The organism is Thiomicrorhabdus arctica DSM 13458 (genome assembly GCF_000381085.1).
GTDB classification, from domain to species: domain Bacteria; phylum Pseudomonadota; class Gammaproteobacteria; order Thiomicrospirales; family Thiomicrospiraceae; genus Thiomicrorhabdus; species Thiomicrorhabdus arctica.
On sequence record NZ_KB905901.1, the window covers coordinates 77191 to 98674 of the forward strand.

The 21484-nt window shown below is 41.7% G+C and carries 20 protein-coding genes; 17 read left to right on the forward strand and 3 right to left on the reverse strand.

Annotation, left to right across the window (positions count from 1 at the left end; genetic code table 11):
- Window positions 1–129 precede the first annotated feature (129 nt).
- The 5 genes from F612_RS12565 (at window position 130) to F612_RS0110000 (ending at window position 4422) form a co-directional block, all read left to right on the forward strand.
- Window positions 130–1089 carry a YihY family inner membrane protein gene (locus tag F612_RS12565; protein WP_019557628.1) on the forward strand — a complete coding sequence of 320 codons (960 nt, stop codon included), beginning with the start codon at window positions 130–132 and terminating at the stop codon, window positions 1087–1089.
- A gap of 53 nt (window positions 1090–1142) precedes the next feature.
- A complete protein-coding gene (locus tag F612_RS0109985; RefSeq protein WP_281167321.1) occupies window positions 1143–2087 on the forward strand; it encodes a FecCD family ABC transporter permease in 945 nt (314 codons plus the stop codon).
- Between the two features lies 1 nt (window position 2088).
- Entirely contained in the window at window positions 2089–2925 is an 837-nt protein-coding gene (locus F612_RS12570; protein ID WP_019557630.1) for an ATP-binding cassette domain-containing protein, read from the forward strand.
- 151 nt (window positions 2926–3076) lie between these two features.
- On the forward strand, window positions 3077–3622 hold the full coding sequence (locus F612_RS0109995) for a sigma-70 family RNA polymerase sigma factor (protein WP_281167322.1): 546 nt from the start codon (window positions 3077–3079) through the stop codon (window positions 3620–3622).
- Window positions 3619–4422: a DUF3379 family protein gene (locus tag F612_RS0110000; RefSeq protein ID WP_019557632.1), complete on the forward strand. Its 804-nt coding sequence runs from the start codon at window positions 3619–3621 to the stop codon at window positions 4420–4422. The genes F612_RS0109995 and F612_RS0110000 overlap by 4 nt, the downstream gene beginning before the upstream one ends.
- 399 nt (window positions 4423–4821) lie before the next feature.
- Here F612_RS0110000 and nrdA read toward each other — a convergent pair whose 3' ends face one another.
- From nrdA to F612_RS0110015, 3 genes are all read right to left on the reverse strand, one after another.
- On the reverse strand, window positions 4822–7089 hold the full coding sequence (nrdA, locus tag F612_RS0110005; protein ID WP_019557633.1) for a class 1a ribonucleoside-diphosphate reductase subunit alpha: 2268 nt from the start codon (window positions 7087–7089) through the stop codon (window positions 4822–4824).
- 821 nt (window positions 7090–7910) lie between these two features.
- The gene (locus tag F612_RS0110010; RefSeq protein ID WP_019557634.1) at window positions 7911–8948 is read right to left on the reverse strand and encodes a GGDEF domain-containing protein; all 1038 of its coding nucleotides are present in this window, start codon (window positions 8946–8948) and stop codon (window positions 7911–7913) included.
- A gap of 180 nt (window positions 8949–9128) precedes the next feature.
- The gene (locus F612_RS0110015) at window positions 9129–9341 is read right to left on the reverse strand and encodes a YgaP family membrane protein (protein ID WP_019557635.1); all 213 of its coding nucleotides are present in this window, start codon (window positions 9339–9341) and stop codon (window positions 9129–9131) included.
- Window positions 9342–9527: 186 nt separating this feature from the next.
- Between F612_RS0110015 and F612_RS0110020 the strand changes: the two genes are divergently transcribed.
- The 12 genes from F612_RS0110020 to miaB all read left to right on the forward strand — a co-directional run bounded on the left by F612_RS0110020 (window position 9528) and on the right by miaB (window position 21395).
- On the forward strand, window positions 9528–9950 hold the full coding sequence (locus F612_RS0110020) for a winged helix-turn-helix domain-containing protein (protein WP_019557636.1): 423 nt from the start codon (window positions 9528–9530) through the stop codon (window positions 9948–9950).
- Window positions 9951–10134: 184 nt separating this feature from the next.
- Window positions 10135–10830 (forward strand): TorF family putative porin, encoded by a 696-nt coding sequence (locus F612_RS13035; protein WP_019557637.1) that lies wholly within the window; start codon window positions 10135–10137, stop codon window positions 10828–10830.
- Window positions 10831–11340: 510 nt separating this feature from the next.
- Window positions 11341–11769 carry a 50S ribosomal protein L13 gene (gene rplM / locus F612_RS0110030; RefSeq protein ID WP_019557638.1) on the forward strand — a complete coding sequence of 143 codons (429 nt, stop codon included), beginning with the start codon at window positions 11341–11343 and terminating at the stop codon, window positions 11767–11769.
- A gap of 14 nt (window positions 11770–11783) precedes the next feature.
- On the forward strand, window positions 11784–12176 hold the full coding sequence (gene rpsI / locus F612_RS0110035) for a 30S ribosomal protein S9 (protein WP_019557639.1): 393 nt from the start codon (window positions 11784–11786) through the stop codon (window positions 12174–12176).
- 514 nt (window positions 12177–12690) lie between these two features.
- Window positions 12691–13701, forward strand: coding sequence for a porin (locus tag F612_RS0110040; RefSeq protein ID WP_019557640.1), 1011 nt, complete (start codon window positions 12691–12693; stop codon window positions 13699–13701).
- A gap of 217 nt (window positions 13702–13918) precedes the next feature.
- The gene (locus tag F612_RS0110045; RefSeq protein ID WP_019557641.1) at window positions 13919–14920 is read left to right on the forward strand and encodes a hypothetical protein; all 1002 of its coding nucleotides are present in this window, start codon (window positions 13919–13921) and stop codon (window positions 14918–14920) included.
- Window positions 14917–15852, forward strand: coding sequence for a type II secretion system protein (locus F612_RS0110050; protein WP_019557642.1), 936 nt, complete (start codon window positions 14917–14919; stop codon window positions 15850–15852). The genes F612_RS0110045 and F612_RS0110050 overlap by 4 nt, the downstream gene beginning before the upstream one ends.
- Window positions 15849–17207: a prepilin-type N-terminal cleavage/methylation domain-containing protein gene (locus tag F612_RS13040; RefSeq protein ID WP_019557643.1), complete on the forward strand. Its 1359-nt coding sequence runs from the start codon at window positions 15849–15851 to the stop codon at window positions 17205–17207. The genes F612_RS0110050 and F612_RS13040 overlap by 4 nt, the downstream gene beginning before the upstream one ends.
- A 26-nt stretch (window positions 17208–17233) precedes the next feature.
- Window positions 17234–17863, forward strand: a complete 630-nt coding sequence (locus tag F612_RS0110060; protein ID WP_019557644.1) for a response regulator — start codon at window positions 17234–17236, stop codon at window positions 17861–17863.
- Window positions 17864–17884: 21 nt separating this feature from the next.
- Window positions 17885–18973, forward strand: coding sequence for an ATP-binding protein (locus F612_RS0110065; protein WP_019557645.1), 1089 nt, complete (start codon window positions 17885–17887; stop codon window positions 18971–18973).
- A gap of 180 nt (window positions 18974–19153) precedes the next feature.
- Window positions 19154–19726 carry a prepilin-type N-terminal cleavage/methylation domain-containing protein gene (locus F612_RS13045; RefSeq protein WP_019557646.1) on the forward strand — a complete coding sequence of 191 codons (573 nt, stop codon included), beginning with the start codon at window positions 19154–19156 and terminating at the stop codon, window positions 19724–19726.
- A gap of 256 nt (window positions 19727–19982) precedes the next feature.
- On the forward strand, window positions 19983–21395 hold the full coding sequence (gene miaB / locus F612_RS0110075) for a tRNA (N6-isopentenyl adenosine(37)-C2)-methylthiotransferase MiaB (protein ID WP_019557647.1): 1413 nt from the start codon (window positions 19983–19985) through the stop codon (window positions 21393–21395).
- Window positions 21396–21484 lie beyond the last annotated feature (89 nt).

The window sequence follows — 21484 nt, forward strand, 5'->3', positions numbered from 1 at the left end:
TTGTTTTCGAAAATTAACTCCGGTTCAAAAAGTCTTGAAACTTTTGAGTTTTATGGCTGAATTCAAGTCTGTTAACCTTCGTTTGCGTTATTATAGGGGCACTTGAATTTGTATGAAGCCCATTGAAGTATGAAAAATAATCTCCCAGAAAACAATACTGATAATGACCTGTCTCACTTGGATCAACAAGATTCGACGGCTGTCTTTAAAAAATTATTGAAGTGGCGATTTTGGGCTAAGGTGTTTGTACGTTTTCGACAGCATCAGGGCACAGATGCTGTCGCTATCTTAGCCTTCACCACACTGCTTGGAATTGTACCGGTGCTGGCTGTTATGCTGAGTTTATTCTCTGTTTCCACTTATTTTGACTCCTTCGAAACGATTGTAATGCAGCATGTCGTACATAATTTGATGCCTGACTCACAACCGGTAATAGAAGAATATCTGATGATGTTTTCTATGCAGGCGGTCAGCTTAAAAGGACCTGCCTTGGTCGTTATGTTGTTCACGACGTTGATGCTACTATGGAAAATAGACCAAAAGCTGAATGGCTTATGGCCACACGGTCTAAAGCGTAAATGGTGGGTGAGCATTTTGCATTATTTGGGTGTGAGTCTATTGGGGCCTCTTTTACTTGGATTGAGTTTGGTCACCAGTTCATATGTGTTGGCATTGCCATTTTTAGCAGAAACCACGCCGTGGTTAGAAAAACTCACCTTTGGCATTCGATTATTGCCGTTGATTTTTAGCTTGTTGGGCTTTGTCTTGTTGTATAAATTGGTGCCCGTGGCTTACGTGCCTGTCAAGGCAGCCTTCGTTAGCGGTGTATTTGCGACGATACAACTTGAGCTCTTGAAGGCAGGTTTTGGACTCTATATTAAATGGTTTCCAACCTACGATCTAATTTATGGTGCTTTCGCTTCGGTGCCACTTTTTCTGCTCTGGTTGTATCTAGTTTGGTTCATTGTTATTTGGAATGGTGCTTTGGTCGTGACCCTTACTCAATATATGACTTCAAGCCAACAGACTTCTCCTCCATTTATAAAACCAATAAAGCAAGTAAAGAAGCAAGATAAGGTTGAACCGTGAACTTCAACGGGCACAAAATTTCCAGCTTAATACTGTTATTAATAGTGTTATTAGTGATTAGCATGCTTTTGAGTCTGTTCTCTGGTGATATGAGCTTGTCAGCTTGGGATCTGCTCGCAGGGTTATCCCCTCAACAGTCTTTGATTCTATGGGAAATACGCTTACCAAGAACATTGATGACGGCAATTGTTGGCGCAGGTCTAGCCATTTCAGGCGTTGCCCTACAAGCTTTATTTCGAAATCCTCTGGCGGAACCTGGCTTAATTGGTGTCTCTAGCAGTGCAGCTTTCGGTGCTGTATTGGTTATAGTGTTGGGTGGTGTCGTTTGGCAAGATGTCAGTGTTTGGCAAATGAGTTTATCTGCTTTTATTGCGGCTGCACTGAGTACCGCATTGTTGTATTCAATCGCCACCCGTAATGGTCACACGGACGTCGCGTTGATGTTATTGGCCGGAGTCGCTTTCAACGCCGTTGCAGGAGCATTGACACAACTATTGATTACTTTTTCGGATGATTCTCAATTACGCTCGGTCTTGTTTTGGATGATGGGATCATTCGCCAACCTTTCTTGGGCTTCAGTGGGTATTGTTTTAAGTCTGGTGCTTGTGTCATTAATCGGTTTATGGCGATTGGTTAAACCAATGAATGCTTTTGTATTAGGTGAAAATGTCTGTATACAAATGGGGTATGAGCCTAAGTGGTTTAAGTGGCAAGTCATGGGGTTCAGTGCCTTAATGGTCGGTGCAGCCGTTTCAGTGGTCGGTGTCATAGGGTTTGTCGGTTTAGTGGTGCCGCATATTATGCGACTTTTGATTGGTTCAGATCATCGTTTGGTTCTGCCATTGAGTGCTTTAGCAGGAGCCATACTGTTAGTGGTCGCCGATTTGTTCGCCCGACAGATTCTGTATCCGGCAGAGCTTCCGATTGGGTTGTTGATGGCCTTGCTGGGTGGCCCTTTCTTTTTAATGCTTTTGTTGAATAAACGCAGAAGGATTTAATATGGGTCATGATGTGAGCAAAGACGTAGGCCAATTTGTTGATATTGAAGTCGACTCCTTAAGTTTTTCGGTTCATGAGAACCGAATGTTAAACCGGGTGACAGCGCGATTTTCTGCAGGGCAGATCCACTGTATTTTAGGTCAGAATGGAGCAGGTAAGTCCACTCTCTTAAAATGTCTGAGTAAAGAGCTCTCCCCATCAGAGGGGGGGGTTAAGTGGAAAAATCATCCTTTAGAAAGTTTTTCATATGCTCAGCTAGCGATCCAACGCGCAGTGTTATCACAGTCAACAGAGCTCTCTTTTGCTTTTACCGTTGAACAATTAGTTCGATTTGGCGTTGAAGTGCGTGGACATTGCGAACACACTGCGGAAATCATCCGCTCAGTATTGCAGATCTGTGACATGCAACACTTACAGGCTCGTGACTACTTAACACTGTCAGGTGGTGAGCAAAAAAGAGCACAACTCGCTCGAGTGCTGGCTCAAATCTGGCCAGATGAACCACAAAATCCGCATGCGTTTAGAGGGAAATGGTTATTGTTAGACGAGTGGACAGCAGGCTTGGATATCAAACATCAACAACAGTTGGGGCGTTATTTTCAGGCGTGGGCCGCGCAAGGTTTAGGCATTATTATGGTATTGCACGACATTGCGTTTGCAGCTCAGTTAGCAGATCAATGTTTAATTCTTCAGTCGGGTAATGTTTATTCCCAAGGCGATCTATTGAACTGTTTAACGCAAGATAGCCTTCGTGAAGCATTAGAAATCAACGCGCGTATTGAAGTTGATGCGATTAGCCAACGCCCATTTATTTATCCTATTATTGAAAGTTTTTAAGGCAACTCAGGTCTTATTCGGTAGGGACAAATATCTTCACCATGGGCTAATCAATGGTGATTACTCACCCAAAAAGTAACAATGATTCGTACACATTTCATGAGGCGACAACCTATGCTTAGGCCACTGTTACGCAAGTCAATCATTAGGGATTCAAATGCAGGATAAACACCGTTTTTTTGAACAACTCGTGTCAGCCTATTCAAAGGATTTATATCGTTACGCCTATTGGTTGTGTAAGCAATCGACTGTCGCTGAAGATCTTGTTCAGGAAACCTTTACGCGTGCTTGGAAAGCGATTGATAATCTCAAGGATGAGAAGGCTGCCAAGGCGTGGCTGATTACTATTTTACGTCGTGAAAATGCCCGAATGTACGAAAAGTACCAACCCCAATTACTTGAGCTTGAAGCGTCGATCGTCGCAGATGATTATCATAATGAACCGGATGAAAAGTTTGAAAAACAACAGTTACATCAAGCGATCATGGCGCTGCCAATAGAGTATAAAGAACCCTTGATATTGCAGATTATTTGGGGTTATAGCGGTGAGGAAATCGCCATACAGCTGGATTTAAAATTGGCCACCGTCAATACTCGGCTGTTTCGGGCACGCCAACAGCTTAAGGTCCTATTAACGGCTACGACGTCTAAAAAAAGTCAATACAATACAAGCTTCGATAGGGGGCAGACTAAATGAATGATTTAGCATTTCGTAAACAGCTTCAGATTAATCCACATCAGTTGGATGAAAAGACGCTAGCCTATTTAGAACAATACCCAGAACAGAAGAAAGTGGTCAAGCGCGTGAGAAATTTTGATGCACAAATTAAAGAAGCTTTAAATATAGAGGTGCCAGAAGGTTTGCATGCCCGTATTTTGCTAAATCAGTCTTATCAAGATGCTAAAGCGAATAGTTCCATGGATGAGTCCAATGATAACGTAGGTTTGAAACACAAGGGTAGTGCCGGTAAAGTTATTCACTTTTGGAATGCTGAACCGACTGTTTCATGGGCAGGACTGTCGGCGATGGCTGCCAGCTTAATGATTGTCGCAGTCTCTATTACCTTATGGCAAGCCCCTGCTGAATTAAAGCAACTGAATGGCTCAGATATGGTGGCACACATATTGGATCATATTGCAGAAGATCCTACTTTAATGACGGAGATTAAGCGGCCTACAACAGAAGCGGATGTACAGGCTTTATTTGCGACTGTGGGCGCCAGCCTGAATCAACCGATTGAACGAATGAGTTATGCTGGGGAATGCCTCGTTGAAGGGCAGAAAGGCTTACACATTGTCATCCAAGATGAACAAGGCCCAGTGACGGTGATTGTTATGCCTGGTCAGCAGATTAAGGCCATGCAATCCTTTGCAGCCAGTGGCTATCATGGTGAACTGCTTCCGGTCAAAGGGGGGGTTGTTGCAATTGTTGCGAATAGCATGGAGCAGGTGGCCTTAGCGCAAATGCGGTTCTTTAAAGCCGTTAGGTTTGCCTAGGTTCTCAATTAAATAAATTGACCAGGCCTGGTCGTTTGGTTTTACATAAAAAAGCGGTTCTATTGAACCGCTTTTTTTGTATGTGGAATTTGAACTTGTTTGTTTTGATAAGGTTAAGGTAACAAAAGAGATTCAATAAATGCGAGGGTAAACAATGAATGTTTTATGGGTTTAAGGTCGTAATATAGACAGGATAATCGGGGGAATAAATGACCGACCAGGCCTGGTCATTTTAATTGAGACCTAAAAAAAGCGGTTAAAACAACCGCTTTTTGAGTATAGAGAACGTTTTAAAATAAGGGTTTTTGGTCAAGGTCAAGGCGCCTAAGGGCGAAGTTTACCCTGGTAAACGAGTCCTTAGACAACGCAGAGATTGCCCAAAAAAACCATTTTAAACGTTTAAAGTTTGCAAGCACCGCCTGCACAGTCATCATCTTCTTGGGTGTCTGATGCACCATCACGGGTATTATGATAATACAGCGTTTTAAGTCCCATTTTATAGGCGTAAAGCAAATCTTGTAGCACCAGTTTGATTGGCACTTTATCTTCATTAAAACGCGCAGGATCATAATTGGTGTTAGATGAAATCGCTTGGTCAACAAACTTTTGCATAATGCCAACCAGTTGAATATAACCCTTATTGTTTGGAATATGCCATAGCAACTCATATTGGTTACGTAGCTCTTTAAAGCCAGGAACCACTTGCTTTAATATGCCATCTTTTGAAGCCTTGACTGAAACATAACCACGAGGTGGTTCAATACCGTTGGTCGAGTTGGTGATTTGTGAAGAGGTTTCACAGGGCATTAAAGCGGTTAGTGTTGAGTTACGCAAACCGTGCTCTTTGATGTCACTGCGCAAACCTTCCCAATCTAAATGTAATGGTTCGTTACAGACTTCATCCAACTCTTTTTTATAAGTATCAATGGGTAGGATACCTTTCGCATAGTTGGTGTCTTTATAGTAGCCACAAACACCTTGTTCTTTCGCGAGGTTATTGGATGCTTTAAGTAGGTTGAACTGTATGGCTTCGAAGGTACGGTGTATTAAACCATTGGCAGAACCATCGGAGTATTTAACATGGTTTTTAGCCAAGTAATAGGCCATATTGGTGACACCAACCCCTAAAGTTCTACGCCCCATACTTGAACGACGTGCCGCTTCAACTGGATAATCTTGATAATCCAATAAACTATCCAGTGCGCGAACCACTAAGTTGGAAAGGCTTTCAAGTTCTTCTAAGTTTTCAATTGCACCTAAGTTAAAGGCAGACAGAGTGCACAGTGCAATCTCACCATTCGGATCATCGACAGAGTTCATCGGCGCAGTTGGTAAGGCAATTTCCAGACATAGGTTCGATTGACGCACGGGGGCTTTACTTGGATCAAATGGACTGTGAGTATTACAGTGATCCACATTTTGAATATAGATTCGGCCTGTTTGGGCACGCTCCTGCGCGACTATGGTAAACAGGTCGATGGCTTTCACTTTCTTTTTACGAATTGACTCATCGACCTCGTAAATTTTGTATAAACGCTCAAATTCATCCTGATCTTCAAAGAACGCATCATACAATCCTGGTACATCAGAAGGGCTGAAGAGTGTGATGTCTCCGCCTTCAATCATACGCTGGTACATGAGTTTATTGAATTGAACGCCGTAATCTAAATGACGTGCTCGGTTCTCCTCAACACCACGGTTGTTTTTTAAGACAAGCAGGGATTCAACTTCTAAATGCCAGAGCGGATAAAAGAGGGTCGCAGCACCACCGCGAACCCCCCCTTGAGAGCAAGACTTAACCGCTGTTTGAAAGTGTTTAATAAAGGGAATTAATCCCGTGTGGTAGGCTTCACCACCACGAATTTCACTGCCTAAAGCGCGAATTCGACCAATGTTTACACCAATACCAGCACGTTGCGATACGTATTTAACAATGGCTGAAGAGGTGGCATTGATTGAATCCAAAGAGTCTCCACTCTCAATCAAAACACAGGAACTGAATTGACGAGTTGGGGTGCGTACCCCTGACATGATTGGGGTTGGTAATGAAAGCTTAAAGAGAGATGAAGCGTCATAAAAGTCTTTAACGTATTGCAGGCGATTTTCTACCGGGTAATGGGCAAATAAACACATCGGAATCAGCATGTAGATAAACTGTGGGCTTTCGTATATTTTGCCGGTGACTCGATTCTGAACCAGATATTTGCCTTCCAGTTGCTTAACAGCCGCATAACTGAACGTTAAGTCACGATCATGGTCTAAATAGCGGTCGAGTTCATCAATGTCTTGTTTACTGTAGTCAGTGATGATTTGCTTGTCGTAATGGCCACTGCCGACCATTTTATTGATATGTTCAAACAGTGCTGGTGGTGTAAAGCGGTCGAAGGCTTTTTTACGCAGGTGAAAAATCGCTAAGCGCGCAGATAAATGTTGGTAATCTGGAGCATTTTCGGAGATTAAATCAGCCGCCGACTTCACAATCGTTTCATGAATGTCCGAAGTGGTAATCCCGTCATAAAATTGGATGTGAGAGCGCAGTTCGACTTCTGAAACAGAGACATTTTCAAGTCCTTCTGAAGCCCATGTGATTACTCGATGGATCTTTTCTAAATTGATAGGTTCTTTAGATCCGTCGCGCTTAGAAACGAGAATTTTTTGATTTTTCATGGGCAACTTTTTAACCTGTGTATAAAGCAAATAAGAGGTGTTTGTTTATAAAGTAATTAATAATTGAGTAAATTCATCAGCTTAGCAGAGCTTCTGCAAAGCTAGTCTAATTGCTTAGAATATCTACTTGTAGTCTATCGTGGCTTTAGACACTACATGTAGTAAACATTATTATTTTGAATAGCAAATATAGTGTATTTTTGCTATTCATGCAAGCATGCTTAATGTTCGGTTTGGGGCGATATAATCCCTCTTTTACTGTGGACAATTAGCATACTATCCCACGCATTAGAGCATTCCATCCTGTGGATAACTCTGTGTATGAGTTTTAATTTGCTTTGAAAAAAAAGTGAAAAAAATTCTATCCTAGGGTATAAAAAAAACTATGGCAGATAAGTGAAAAAAACCTTGAAATTTAATATAAAACAGCATATTTAGAGTGATTGAATAAAGCATGGAGTTTCAACAATATCCAATGGTTTATAACGTGTTGGTTTGAAGTGATATTCAGGTGAAAAGTAGTACAAATGTATCTTAGACGGGCCGAACTTTTAGGTATGTAAGGCTTTACTGTATAACCCTTTAAAGTCAAAGGGTTTATTTTCAGATGTTACCTCTTTCAAAGGTAAGTCTTGGCAATATACAATATGGTATTAAGGAGTTTTTGCTTAGAGCGGCAAAGCAAACTTCAAGGATTGCCCATATCGAAACTCCTTCTAGAGCTTATCAGTGTGGCCAGCTTTGTTAGAGTTGTTGAGTTCTGTTTGTGGTGGATTTTCGGAAATGGGTTAGAATTTCATGAAAAAATCATGTATAGGTTGCTACAGAGATTCTTCGCCGCTGATTCTGTTACGGCCGTGATTCTTAGCATGATATAACGCACTGTCAGCGCGTTGTACGAGGGTATCTAACACTTCGTTCATTTGGTACATGGCGACTCCGCCAGATACACTAAGTTGCAAAGGTTTGGTGTGGTTTTTTACGACTAACTTTTTAGTCGAAATTTCATGTCTGATATTGTCGGCCACTTTTAAGGCGGCACTGTAGTGAGTGTTGGGTAGGACGACTGCAAACTCTTCTCCGCCGATACGCGCAATGTAATCGCGGCCTTTGGTCTCGGATGTAAGCAATTTAGCGATATAACGCAAGGTGCTGTCACCTATCAAGTGCCCGTATGTGTCATTAATGGTTTTAAAAAAATCTAAATCAAAAATAATCAATGCAAAAGAAGAGGTTTGAACAATGGCTTCTTTGCTGACATGCTCTATGAAACTGTTAAAGCCTCTCCTGTTTGGAATGCCTGTCAACTCATCTGTTTTAGCTAATTTATTGGCCTGTTGCAGCTCTTCTTTTAATTGTTTAATCTCTTCGGTAGAGTCAATCACACACTTGCGGAGCCTGTCGGCATCTGTGAAGAGCTCCTGTAAGGTCGGCATGACAACGGCTTCAAGTCTTTTAATGATTTTGTCAGGTAGATTTTGTTTGACAATAAAATCTACCTCCTCAGTAATGACGGCTTGTTTGTATTGGGTGCTTTCATTCCAGGTTTCAAGTTCTAAAAGAAGGTTGCTTAATAATTCATTCACTTCACCGGTTGGGATTTTTAAGTTGATAAACTGAGAGATTAACTCGGTATACAGTGATTCAGCCGTTTGGTTATCATAGGTATGGGTTTTTAGAGCGTCTTCAATCCGCTTGCTAAAAATGGGGTCAATATTAATAAAGCATTCATACACAATGGAATAATGAATCGGATTAAGTTGGAGTTTTAATCCATCAAGCTTTTTTAAGGTTTCAGCAGCCACATCGTTATGTTCTTGGTAGCGATCAATAATATTGAAACTTTTATGCTTTGTCATGCAAGAACACCATTAAGTAGATTGATTCATTGTTGCGTATTTTCAAGCTAATATGCGTAAAAGGCAAGAAGGAATGTTAAAAGGGTTTTCAATAGTTTAAATGATATCTTTATTTGAAGTGGAGTGGGTTTTCTTGAGTAACGGGCTTAGGCAACCTAAACCCAGCGATAGGGAGAGGGCTTAAGTATGTTTAATGGTGTTATGTGCCGGACAAGTTTGTATGCCTAAAATGCTATAAATAGGGCACCACTTTATTAATCCAGTGACTAAAGGAATTACTCCAATATAGCCCCAAACGCCCACAATTCCAAAGTAAGCTAAGCCGATTAGAGTCAATCCCAATGTAATTCTGATAATTCGATCCCATAATCCTATATTCGGACTTATATTCATAATATACTCCTTGGTTGATCAGAGGTCTCTTTCATCGGCAAACGACTTTTACAAAGACCTCTAAGTGGTATCAATTGTTGTTTAGAGTGCGCGTACTGTTCTCACGCTGTCAGGCACACGTATGCATTGTGTGCGCTTAAGATATATTATACGTCTAAATACAGAGATCAATAAAGGAAAGCGCCAGTGCCCAATTCTGAAAGTAAAACCAGGCCTGCTTTACAGGGAAAAATGAAGCTTCCTGGCGAGGCTTATTCCCCAAAAATACGTGCACGTTTTTGGATCGTAGGGGATGCGACCAGTGATGCCGAAGAGCGTTCTGAGGGGTATGTTGGAATAGGGCGTATTGAGTTGCTTGAGAATATTGAGAGGCTTGGTTCAATGAGTCAGGCAGCTAAAGCCATGGGCATGTCGTATAAGAAAGCCTGGAGGCTCGTGCAGGATCTCAATGGAATGTACGTCGAACCTTTAGTCATTAAAGAGCATGGCGGCAAATCCGGTGGAGGGACGCAGTTGACAGGTAGAGGCAAAGCTTTGATTTTAGAGTTTAGAGCATTAGAGAAGGAGTTGATCGTGTTTCTAGAAGCTCAATCACGTACTATTCTTTAAAATAGAGTGTTTATCGCTCTAACTTGGTGCGGGCGCACTATTAAAGTAGTATCTTGACGGTTATGATGGTTTAGTTTTAAACACAAGGCCCCTTTAGGGGGCTTATTTGGCGGTTTAATTTTTGGCACGCCAGTTGCTATATGGATTTTGAGATTTTTAATTTATTATTGTTCGGAGAATACACATGAAAAAAGCATTTCAACTAAAAACGTTATTATTATCTATGGCTGTGGCTGGCGCAGCAACAATAGCGGTTGCTCCGGCAACGGCTCAAGCGGGCGTATCTGCTAATGTGGGTTTTGTGACTGATTATATTTTCCGTGGCGTGAATCAATCGACTTCAAAGGGCTCTCCAGCATTACAAGGTGGTTTTGATTATGAGCATGATTCAGGTTTGTTCGCAGGTGTTTGGGCATCCACGATGGATAAAGAATATGAATATGACCTTTATGCGGGTTGGGGTGGTTCGGTCAATGGATTTGATTTAGGTATTATGTATACTAACTATAGCTATACAGATAAAGTGGCTTATGCACCAGGGGCGAGTTCTTTTGAAGAAGTTAACTTGTCGGCGGGTTACGGTCCTGTTTCTGTAGGGCTTGATATGGACGTGGATCCGGATGTAACGAACTATGTTCATTACTCGGTTTCTTTGGACGCAAGTGCGGTTGCTGAAGGTGTCTCTTTGACTTATGGTGCGACCATGACGGATAGAAATTCAGCTGGATACAAAGCTAAAGACGCAGGGTATCTAGATGTCGGTTATGCAACGGATGTTGAAGGGTTTGACCTTGGTGTCGATGTCATCTTTAGTGATGCGAATACAGATGACACAACCTATTTCGTCGTCGGACTATCAAAGTCATTTGATTTGATGTAATTTTATGTAAATTACAATGATTTAATGTTTGGAAAAAGCCAGCTAAATGCTGGCTTTTTTGTGCCTGAAGGAAGGGGGTATGAATAAAGTTCATTATGTTGGGTTGGATCGAGACTATTCGTCACGAAGGTTAAAAATACATTCGAGGCAGGGAGTGGAATTTTTAAATCCATTTTGCTTGAAAAATAGCTCTTCAAACCTGTGGTGAGTGTGTAGTAGGTGTTGTTGCGTAAGATTGATTTTTAAAGGCATGGTAAGTCATGGTCTAGCTGTTTAGTTCTATGGGTCTTGAAGGTTTCTATTCAAATTCACCAGGCCTGGTCAAATAAGTTGATAAATAAAGAGGTAAGTGTCTTGCTTGCACTCTTATAAATAGGTATAATCTCGCGCTTGTTAATCCCTTCCCCCTTATTGCCCGTTAAAACAGTAAGTGGATTTATTGGTTAACAATAGAATGTTAATGAATGAATCTTTTGGATTTGGATTATTTAAATTATTTAGGAACAAATTATGAAAACATTTGTTGCAAAACCAGCTGAAGTTAAACATGACTGGTATATTGTAGACGCTGAAGGTAAAACTTTAGGTCGTATGGCGGCTGAAATCGCTGCTCGATTACGTGGTAAGCACAAGCCAGAATATACTCCGCATACAGATTGTGGTGATTACATTGTTGTAATCAATGCAGATAAATTTGTTGTAACGGGTACTAAGCGTAAGAATAAGTTGTATCAACACCATACAGGTTATATTGGTAGCTTAAAGACAACTAACCTTGAAACGTTACTTGAAAAAGCGCCTGAGCGTCCAGTCGAGTTCGCTGTTAAGGGTATGTTGCCTAGAGGGCCATTAGGCCGTGCAATGTTTAAAAAGCTAAAAGTATATGCAGGTTCTGAACATCCGCATACTGCTCAGCAGCCTATCACGCTTGACTTGTAAGAAGGACTATTAAAATGGCAACAGAACAATACTACGGAACAGGTCGTCGTAAAAGCTCAGTAGCTCGTGTATTCTTACGCGCAGGTACGGGGAAAATGACGGTAAACGGTCGTGACATCGCAGAGTTTTTCGCTCGTGAAACAGACCTAATGTTAATCAACCAACCGTTAGAAGCGACGACAAGTCTAGAACAGTTTGATGCTTTCATTACGGTTGCTGGCGGCGGAACAACTGGCCAAGCTGGCGCAATTCGTCACGGAATTTCTCGTGCACTTGTTGTCTATGATGAAGCAAATCGTCCTGCTTTACGTACGCGTGGTTTATTAACACGTGATGCACGTCAAGTTGAGCGTAAGAAAGTTGGTCTACGTAAAGCACGTAAGCGCCCACAGTTCTCAAAGCGTTAATATATTTATATATAACCTTTTGGTTCAAAAAACCCGCTTTGGCGGGTTTTTTTATGCCTGTCCCTTAGGTGTTATATCCGTTGTTTAAAAATTGAATGAACAAACGGTGAAGATTTACAAAAAAACAGCGTCTAAATTAAGCGTACATATATTAAGAGTGACCTAGTTGGTTTGAGTTAGGTGTCTATCCCTCTAATGATCTAATTCTAAAGTCACTTTTTCGATCTAGATGTCATCTGTCCATTCTTTAACGTATTCTTCCGTTCTATACGTCATTCTCCTATTTAATAAGGGCCTCCAAGTAGTAGGGCTTCATTAAAACGGTTTCTTCAAGGCTACATTGCCTTTCGGCTCAGGGTTTCAATCGCTTAGGTTTCGTAATGTTGCAAAAAAACAACATTTTAAAAGTCTGTCGTTTTTTTACGAAATAAAGTTGCACCTTGGGTAATTCTTCCCTATAGTCATTCCCAAGCCAGCATATGCCGGCGTTTCAATTAACTTAAGGATTCTCAAAATGAAAAAGAATATTATTGCTCTAGCAATCGCATCTGCAGTTGCAGCTCCTGTAGCATTCGCTGACGCACCAACTCTATACGGTCAAGGTTACCTATCTATCGACAACCTAACTGACAAGGGTGCTTCTGTAAACTCTCACTCTTCACGTATCGGTGTGAAAGGTTCTGAAGACTTAGGAAATGGTCTTAAAGCAGTTTACAAGATGGAATTCGGCGTAAACATGACTGAAACAAATACTTCATTAAGTGGTCGTAACGCTTATGTTGGTTTAGCCGGTGGTTTCGGTACAGTTTTAATGGGTCGTAACGATACTCCGTTCAAAATGATTCAAGGTAAGGATTTATTCAACGACGCAACTAAATCTGGTTACGGCGATAACAAGCCGATGGCTGGTGGTCTAGGTATTGGTGGTGGTGAAGTTCGTGCTGAGAAAGTAGTGGCTTATGTTTCTCCATCATTTGGTGGTATTAAAATCATCGCAGCTGGTGTTAGTGGTACTAACAACACTGGTAACGGTGACTATGGTGTTGCTGTTAAAGACGCTTCAATCACAAATGCTTACTCTATCGCTGCGACTTACGGTTCTAACAAAAAAGGTCTTTATTTAGCCGGTGCTTATAACAACTGGGATTCAAAAATGTCTGGTGTAACAAATGGCGTTGATGACATTAAAGAAACTCGTTTTGTTGCTCAGTACAAAGCAAACTCAGGTCTATTAGCTAACGTTATGTTCCAAGATTTTGATACAAGCATTGTTGCTACTGAAGGAACAAACATTCAAGCAAACATTGGTTACAAAATGGGTAAAATCATGCCTAAGTTCAAGTACTCAATGGTTGATTACAAAAGCTCTACTATGAATGACGGTGATGCTTTCGCAGTTGGTATTGATTACTCTCTAGGTAAGAAGACTACTGCTAAGCTTGATTTCGTAAACTATGACAAAAACATTGGTGCGAATGGTAAATCATCTAACCTAGTTTCTGTTGGTCTATTACACAAGTTTTAATCAACTTCTGCTCCTAGCGTTGCTAGAACAGTTTGATGAAACATTGTAATGAAAGCCCCGTCTATTTATAGGCGGGGCTTTTTTTGTTTCTGGCCGCTTATTTATAGGGGTAAGGGGCAATTCATCTGTTAAGTGATTCATTGATTTTATTGGGTTTTCATTGTAAGGTTGTTTCGTAAGGATTTTAGAGTGATTGCACTGAAAGGGAGTGGGTTGAGTGGATAAGATAGATGCCAAGAGCCCAAAATATTGTCAAAACAAACCTCAAAAAGGCTTTGTGTTGATACTCGTGATTGTCGTCGTGGTGATTATTGCGACATTGTGGCTTTCGATGAAGCAAGAGCGGCTGATTTCGCTGTTTAAAAGCGATCAGATCGATTATGATTTAGAAGACTTAAAACAGGTTAAACAACGATTACTGCAGTTTGCGGTATTGCAGCCGGATATTTATATTACGGATACCTCGGGCAATGTGCAAGGTTCTGCTAAAGTGCCTGCCCCAGGCTATCTTCCTTGCCCTGATGTCGATGATGGTGCTGGCGGCCCAGCAGACGGTATCGCGGATGGCAGTTGTACCAACCCACTACTTTGGGCAAGCCCTGATACTTCGGGTTTTCTTCCCGATTCGTTAACGTTTGGTTATGTTCCGGAGTTAATCTCTTCACGTCACTTTTATTTTGCAGAAAAAACCCGCTATTTTTATTTTCTAGATGAACGTTTCAGTTATGCAAACCCTGGTTATGTAAACGATAATCTAAAGAGATTCGCACCTTTGAACCCTATTAGACTCGAGGGAGATCCTGCCGCTCAGACGAGCAACTTTGAACCGCGGTCATTTGATCCTGTATTAACGTTAAATGGCGTAACAGGCTATGTGGCTCTGCTTGTAGATGCGGGACAAGATGGATTGGACGCAGCCAATAAAGATGGTGATCGTCATTTCATCACCCATTTAGACGACCTGAGGGAGGACCCAAATGCCGACAAAATCATTGGTATCAGCTATGTTGAATGGTTAGCAATGGTTGCACACCGTGTATGTGCGGAACGTAATCGTTTGCAAGGTATTGGTTACGATCTTGATGAAACCGATCCTGTAGATGCAATCGCAGATTTAGATGATATTGGTGCCCCCTTGCGGCACTGGTACAATGATTACAATTCCGCTACGAATCCTGTAGGCGGCAATTGGCGAACCTGGGGGAGTGTCTGTCCATGATGTCGGTAAGTACATTCAAGAAAAACGCTTTTCACCCCAATCAAAATGGTTTCTCCTTAATAGAGGTGGCGATTGGTCTGCTTATATTGGGTATTATTACGACCAGTTTTTATGGCGTTGCCAAGCAGCTGTTTGAAACGGATCACAAGCAAACCGAGCTGGCGAATATGCGCACCTTGCAAAGCTCTATCAATATTTATCTGACGGTGAATGCACATCTCCCTTGTCCCGATACGGATAATGATGGCAAAGAAAATCGCTCTGATGGTATCAGTTGTGATGCGCGTGAGGGGTATTTGCCCTATAGTGATTTAGGGGTAAAGTCAAAAGATGCGTGGGGCAATGAATATTATTATAGAGTCAATTCAAGAGCAGAAAATGCAGGTTATATTACGGAAATTTGTCAGTCTGCCAGTGTGCTAGGTAAAGCGGGCGCAGGTCAAAAAACAAACTTATGGTTATGCCCTGAAACGAACTTATATTATTGCAAGGCGGCTGGAGGTCCAAGTGACTGTAATAGTGTGTGTACCGATACATGTGTTAATACGATTGACCCGCGACCGAATGTCAATGGTGTGGCGAGTGATACCCCGCCTTTCTTTCATTTAATTACGCCGCCCGTGGGCACTGTTTCAGGTACAGCCAATTTAAATATATATAATGAAGATGCTGCACCCTATGATGGTTCTATCGACCCTTTGGGAGGGGGCGTGGTTGCTGTTGCGGTTTCTTGGGGGGCAAACGGTAAAGAGGTTTACCGCTACGATGCAGGACATGTAAGTTGTGGCAGTGGAACGGCTGCTGAAAATATCAATTGTACAAACAGTCGCGATTTTGTCGATATTCGAACGGGTTCTGGTCGAGATTTTATGACTTGGTTGACGGTGAACCAGGCTAAAGTAGCGATCATTGGTCGAGGAGATTTAAAATGAATGAGTTTCAAAAAAGACAGCAAGGATTTTCTCTGGTGGAGATGGCGATTGTCTTAGTTATTTTAAGTCTATTGATTGGGGGTGGTTTCAGCACAGTGGGTGCGTACCTAGACAATTCCAAGCAATCTCATACTTTGGGAAGTTTAGAGAATACAAAAAAAGCCATGTTGAATTACGTTAAGGTTAATTATTACATGCCTTGTCCAGATATCAATAATGATGGTAACGAAGATCGGATTTCAGGTCTGGCTTGCAGTAGTTCGGTTGGCACAGTGCCATTTAATTCTCTTGGATTAGGGGCCGCCATCGCCAGTGATGATTTTGGCAATGTATTTGCGTATGGCGTTGATACGGGCGTCACGACGGCCGCCTCAATGATCAATAAAGATTTACCCGTCAGTTATTTTTCGAATACGATGAATAGCAATGGGAATTTTCCTGCATTTAGGTTGGAAACGCCACCGACTTCTGTGAATCCAAATGTCGCCACAAGCTATACCGTTTGCAAGAAGTCAGCAGCAGTCTGTGATGCGACTGCCAGCAATGTTGAGGTGAATTCTATTCCCGCCATTATAATGGCCTTTAATGAAAATGGCGCATCAACCACTCTGAATGCATGTAATGCAGAAACAGGAGATGAAGCCGAAAACTGTAACAATGATTTGTTGGTCAGGAAAAAGTTTTTTAGCGATGGCGCTTATGATGATCAGTTAGTGACGATTTCAGGGTATGAGATTAAAGAGCAGGTCTTAGATTTATTAAATGAAATAAGTTTGACGTTTAATAATGGTATTTATGATGGCTATGATGTCATTATTAGACGAGACGTCAACTCTGCAAATGATTTAAATGTGGGCAATGGAGAGGCAAATTCTTTCTATATTGATGAAAACTCGAGCTTGGGCGAGAACGGCGATTTAAATGCCAATGTTCAGCTTAAAGATGGCAATGATAAATTGTATATCAAAGGCGATGTCGGCTCAGGCGGAAATGCAGATTTGGGGATTGATAATGATACTATCACGGTCAATGGAAATATTTCACTTGGCGGGACAGTGACCTTAGGTAAAGGGGATGACTACGCAGTGATAGGCGGCATTATGGAGGGGAGTCTAAATGCGGGTTGGGGCAATGATGAAGTCATTGTAAAAGGGACCGTTTATGGCACCATTAATATGGATCAAGGAGCTGATGTGCTCTATTTATATGGTAATTTCCCGATTGCAAACATCGATGGTGGCTCTGAGACGGATACCCTTTATACCACTAAACTTTCGACGGACTTTACACCCACCGAGAAAACGTTATTAGAATCAAAATTTGAAATCATTAATTACGGATATGTTGCGCCTTAACGTGAAAAATTCTGCTTTGAGTGATTATGACCATTAAACCACAGATTCTTCTGGTAGACGATGACCCTGCATTACGTGGCATGCTAAGTTTCTCTTTGGAGTTAGCAGGGTATAGTGTGACGGAGGCCAGTTCTAGGGTCGTGGCCATTAATGTACTCAAATCACAGCTGTTCCAGGTGGTCTTGTTGGACATGGGGATGCCCCCCAATGAACATACACCAGAGGAAGGCGTGGCCGTTTTAAGTTGGTTACAGCAACAGCACATAGCCACTAAAGTGATTGTCCTCACAGGTCAACAAGCGGATGATACGGCTTATTTGGCCCTAAAGCATGGTGCATTTGATTTTTTAGAAAAACCCACCACCAGTGAAGCGCTTTTAATGTCTGTTAAAAGAGCTTTACTGTTCTATGCTCAAGAAAATGCCTTAAAGCAAAAAGAAGGTGTTCAAAAATTTCAGTTAGACGCTTCTTTGGGCGAAGGCGTTAAATCCATTCGTAATCAAGCCGAAGAGAAGTTGGTGCGCCAGGTGTTAGCAGACACTGAATTCAATGTCTATGAAACCGCCCGTCGCTTAGGGCTTAAGCGCGAAAACGTCTATTATTTAATTAAAAAATATCAATTACAACGCATAGAAAACTCTGATGATTCGCTTTAATGTTAGCGTCAAGGCATCGAGATGAACGGGTTTGTCGCTGAATGGGCGGGGCTCATCTTTGTCGTCATTGGGCTCTCACTTTTTTTTACGGCCTTTTACTTTCGACATCAATCCAAAAAACTGAGTCACGCTTTAAGTACGCTTTATCACCTCAATCAAAGTGTCAATTTAGATGCCCTGGATTTTTTTGACCAGGCCTGGCCGATTTTGAAAAATGTAGGTTGTTTGCAGATGAACGCCAATATTGAATGGTTTGGAGAGCACAAAAGCATCCAATTTGGTCTTGATCAGCCATCTAAAACCCATAAACAGACCTTTAAAGTCGTTAGAGAAGATATGCGGTTTGAATTTGTGATCTATTTGGAGCGTCAGGCAAATGCATCAGAAAGTCTGGCAGGTCTGGTCATTAAAACCTTTATCAATGTGTTAGAGCAGGATTTAGTGCTGAAGCAGGCTGAAATTCTCACGTCTCAAAAGCGGTTAGAACGCTATCAGCTTTTTGTGCAACATGAAATCAAGAACATTGCCCAGTTCATTCAGTTGCTCAGTGAACAGGTGCAAACGGTAAGTGAACCGTTAGCCCAACAGCGATTATTTGAACGGCTGAAGCAAACATTACCCATTATGGCGCAACGAGCACAAAAAACGGTGCAGCAAATGCAACAACCGCTTGCTGAGAGTTTTCAAAACAGAAGTTATGAGCTAAAAGCCCTGATAGAAGAAACGTTACGAATGTATGATTTGCAGGCCAGTGTCATTGGTGACGCCATCACACAATTACCGCGTCCATTAGTGCTTGAGGTCTTCAAAAATGTACTTGGAAATTTTAGAGATCATCAAATTTGTGAAGCACCTTTAGCCATTGAAGTTTTGACAGATGATATCAATAAATGGGTCGTCGTTCAGATTAGTAGTGCCTGTTTAGAAGATCAAAGCAAGATACGTTCAGAGCGTTTATTTGAACCTTTTTGGACCACCAGTGAAAGTGGAATGGGCTTGGGTCTATTTCTCGCTAGGGAACTGCTAAAACAACACAGTGGGCAGATTGAGTTCACAAAAACAAACAATGCCTTTGGGTTTGCGATCACTTTACCAGGCCTATTGGAATAGATTTCCAGGTGTTAACAGCGTTTGGTTTGATGAGTCTGATTTGCAGATTAATCTAAATTCAATGTCTCCTAAGTAGTTGTGCGAGTGTAAGGAAAATTTACTCTATTTTAAAAGTTTGATGCCCTATATTATGAAGACAACACCAAAGAAGTGTTGGTTAAATAATCAAAGGAAGATGTCATGGAAATTAAAAACGTACAAAAACAAAAAGGTTTCACTTTAGTCGAAATCGCGATCGTATTGGTTATCATCGGTTTATTATTGGGGGGGGTATTGAAAGGTCAAGAGTTGATTACCAACGCTAAAATCAAAGCAGTGACTTCAGATTTTGATAATATCAGTGCCGCTTATTATGCGTACCAAGATCGTACAGGGAATATTGCTGGGGATGGAACCAACGCCACTCCTCGAGTTTATGATGCAGTGATTACTAATCCCCTATTTTGGTTTGACTTAAGAACAGAAGGCTTTATTTCTGGTGCTCCAGTTGATGGGGTTGCAGATGTTGGGCCGACGCATTCTTTAGATGGGATTTGGTCAGCCGTTCCTGGTGCAGCTACAGGCGCATTGTTCACTAAAAATCATATCTGTGCTGCTGGTGTTACAGATGCTTATGCTCAAGGTATGGATAAAAAGATGGATGATGGTAATGCACTTACTGGGACAATTCGTTCTGGAACCGACGCTGCGCCTACAACTCTAGCTGCTTATACCACAACGGGTGTATTAGTTACTGTATGTAAAGAGTTATAAGTTTGATTTGATTCAAATTAGAAAACGAAAAAACCGCCATTTGGCGGTTTTTTTACGTCTAGACGATTGTAACTATGTACCTTTGACTACAATTTTACTGTTGTCATCTAATGGTCTGTGCAATTAGTCTGGTGGAGATTTAGGGTTTTTGGTTTTCACTGTGTTAAAATACGCGACCCTGAATTTATTAGTAGATTCAGATACATAACGCTTGAAACCTTTAGCGATAAAACCTTTATTTTTGCACGGAATGAATATGTCACAAACTACCCCTTTTACTGGCGGACTTTACGTCATCACTTACGGTTGTCAGATGAATGAATATGACTCTGATAAGATGGCGAGTCTACTCGCAAAAACCCATGGCTTAACGCTGGTGACGGAGCCAGAAGAGGCCGATGTGGTTTTGATGAATACTTGCTCGGTGCGTGAAAAAGCACAAGAGAAGGTGTTTTCTGAACTCGGTCGCTGGGAAAAGTGGAAGAAGTTAAAGTCAAACCGAGTCATAGGGGTAGGTGGTTGTGTGGCATCGCAGGAAGGCCGTGAAATTCGTAGACGTGCGCCATGTGTTGATGTGATTTTTGGTCCACAAACGCTGCACCGTTTACCCGCAATGATTGATGAAGTCTTGCGTGTGCGTGGTGATGACAGCATCAAAAAGAAAAAAGCCGTTATTGATATTTCTTTCCCAGAAATTGAGAAGTTCGATCACTTGCCAGAGCCTGAAGTAAATGGGGTTTCAGCAATGGTCTCTGTGATGGAGGGTTGTTCTAAATACTGTACTTTCTGTGTGGTGCCTTATACTCGTGGTGAAGAAGTCAGTCGCCCTTATGAAGATGTGTTGCATGAAATCCGTATCTTAGCCGAGCAGGGTGTGCGAGAAGTCAATTTGCTCGGTCAGAACGTCAATGCTTATCGAGGTGTGATGGAAGATGGTGACATTGCAGATCTGGCCGTATTGATGCACGCCGTCCGTGCGATTGAGGGTATTGGGCGTATTCGGTTTACCACCTCACATCCTAATGAGATGACACAAAGTATTATCAACTGTTATGCAGAAATTCCTGAATTGGTCTCGCATCTGCATCTGCCGATTCAATCGGGATCCGATAAAGTATTGGCGATGATGAAGCGTAACCACATGGTGCTTGAATATAAATCCACTATTCGCAAAGTGCGTGCTTTACGTCCAAACCTATGTTTATCAGGTGATTTTATTATTGGTTTCCCAGGGGAAACGTGTGATGACTTTAAAGAGACTTTAGCGTTAGTCGAAGAGCTTAAATACGATCGTTCTTTCAGCTTTATCTACAGTGAACGTCCTGGAACACCTGCCGCAGGATTCCTGGATGAAGAGCCGATGGAGAAGAAAAAACGTCGGTTATTCGCCATCCAAGAGTTATTGAATAAGCAGACCGCAGACATCAGTGATGCGATGCTGGGTACTGTACAACGCGTATTGGTTGAACGTCTGTCGCGCAAGTCATTTGATCAAGTTGCGGGGCGTACTGAGAATAACCGAGTGGTCAATTTTTCAGGTTCGCCAGAGTTAATCGGTCAGTTTGTCGATGTTGAAATCACGGAAGCCTTAACGAACTCTTTGCAGGGCAATTTAATTGCGACACCAGAAGCTGATTCTCATATTGCGCCACAGGCCTATGCATTGTAATATATACTTATACTTACGTAGGGTTAGTGTCGTTTGTTAGTAAGTCGTTATCGTTTAATTTACTAACAAGTGATTCTGCAAATTTTACT

Coding starts and splice junctions, on each gene's coding strand:
- F612_RS12565 (WP_019557628.1), top strand. CDS start 130: ATGAAAAATAATCTCCCAGAAAACAATACTGATAATGACCTGTCTCAC.
- F612_RS12570 (WP_019557630.1), top strand. CDS start 2,089: ATGGGTCATGATGTGAGCAAAGACGTAGGCCAATTTGTTGATATTGAA.
- F612_RS0110000 (WP_019557632.1), top strand. CDS start 3,619: ATGAATGATTTAGCATTTCGTAAACAGCTTCAGATTAATCCACATCAG.
- nrdA (WP_019557633.1), bottom strand. CDS start 7,089: ATGAAAAATCAAAAAATTCTCGTTTCTAAGCGCGACGGATCTAAAGAA.
- F612_RS0110010 (WP_019557634.1), bottom strand. CDS start 8,948: ATGACAAAGCATAAAAGTTTCAATATTATTGATCGCTACCAAGAACAT.
- F612_RS0110015 (WP_019557635.1), bottom strand. CDS start 9,341: ATGAATATAAGTCCGAATATAGGATTATGGGATCGAATTATCAGAATT.
- F612_RS13035 (WP_019557637.1), top strand. CDS start 10,135: ATGAAAAAAGCATTTCAACTAAAAACGTTATTATTATCTATGGCTGTG.
- rplM (WP_019557638.1), top strand. CDS start 11,341: ATGAAAACATTTGTTGCAAAACCAGCTGAAGTTAAACATGACTGGTAT.
- rpsI (WP_019557639.1), top strand. CDS start 11,784: ATGGCAACAGAACAATACTACGGAACAGGTCGTCGTAAAAGCTCAGTA.
- F612_RS0110040 (WP_019557640.1), top strand. CDS start 12,691: ATGAAAAAGAATATTATTGCTCTAGCAATCGCATCTGCAGTTGCAGCT.
- F612_RS0110050 (WP_019557642.1), top strand. CDS start 14,917: ATGATGTCGGTAAGTACATTCAAGAAAAACGCTTTTCACCCCAATCAA.
- F612_RS13040 (WP_019557643.1), top strand. CDS start 15,849: ATGAATGAGTTTCAAAAAAGACAGCAAGGATTTTCTCTGGTGGAGATG.
- F612_RS0110060 (WP_019557644.1), top strand. CDS start 17,234: ATGACCATTAAACCACAGATTCTTCTGGTAGACGATGACCCTGCATTA.
- F612_RS0110065 (WP_019557645.1), top strand. CDS start 17,885: ATGAACGGGTTTGTCGCTGAATGGGCGGGGCTCATCTTTGTCGTCATT.
- F612_RS13045 (WP_019557646.1), top strand. CDS start 19,154: ATGGAAATTAAAAACGTACAAAAACAAAAAGGTTTCACTTTAGTCGAA.
- miaB (WP_019557647.1), top strand. CDS start 19,983: ATGTCACAAACTACCCCTTTTACTGGCGGACTTTACGTCATCACTTAC.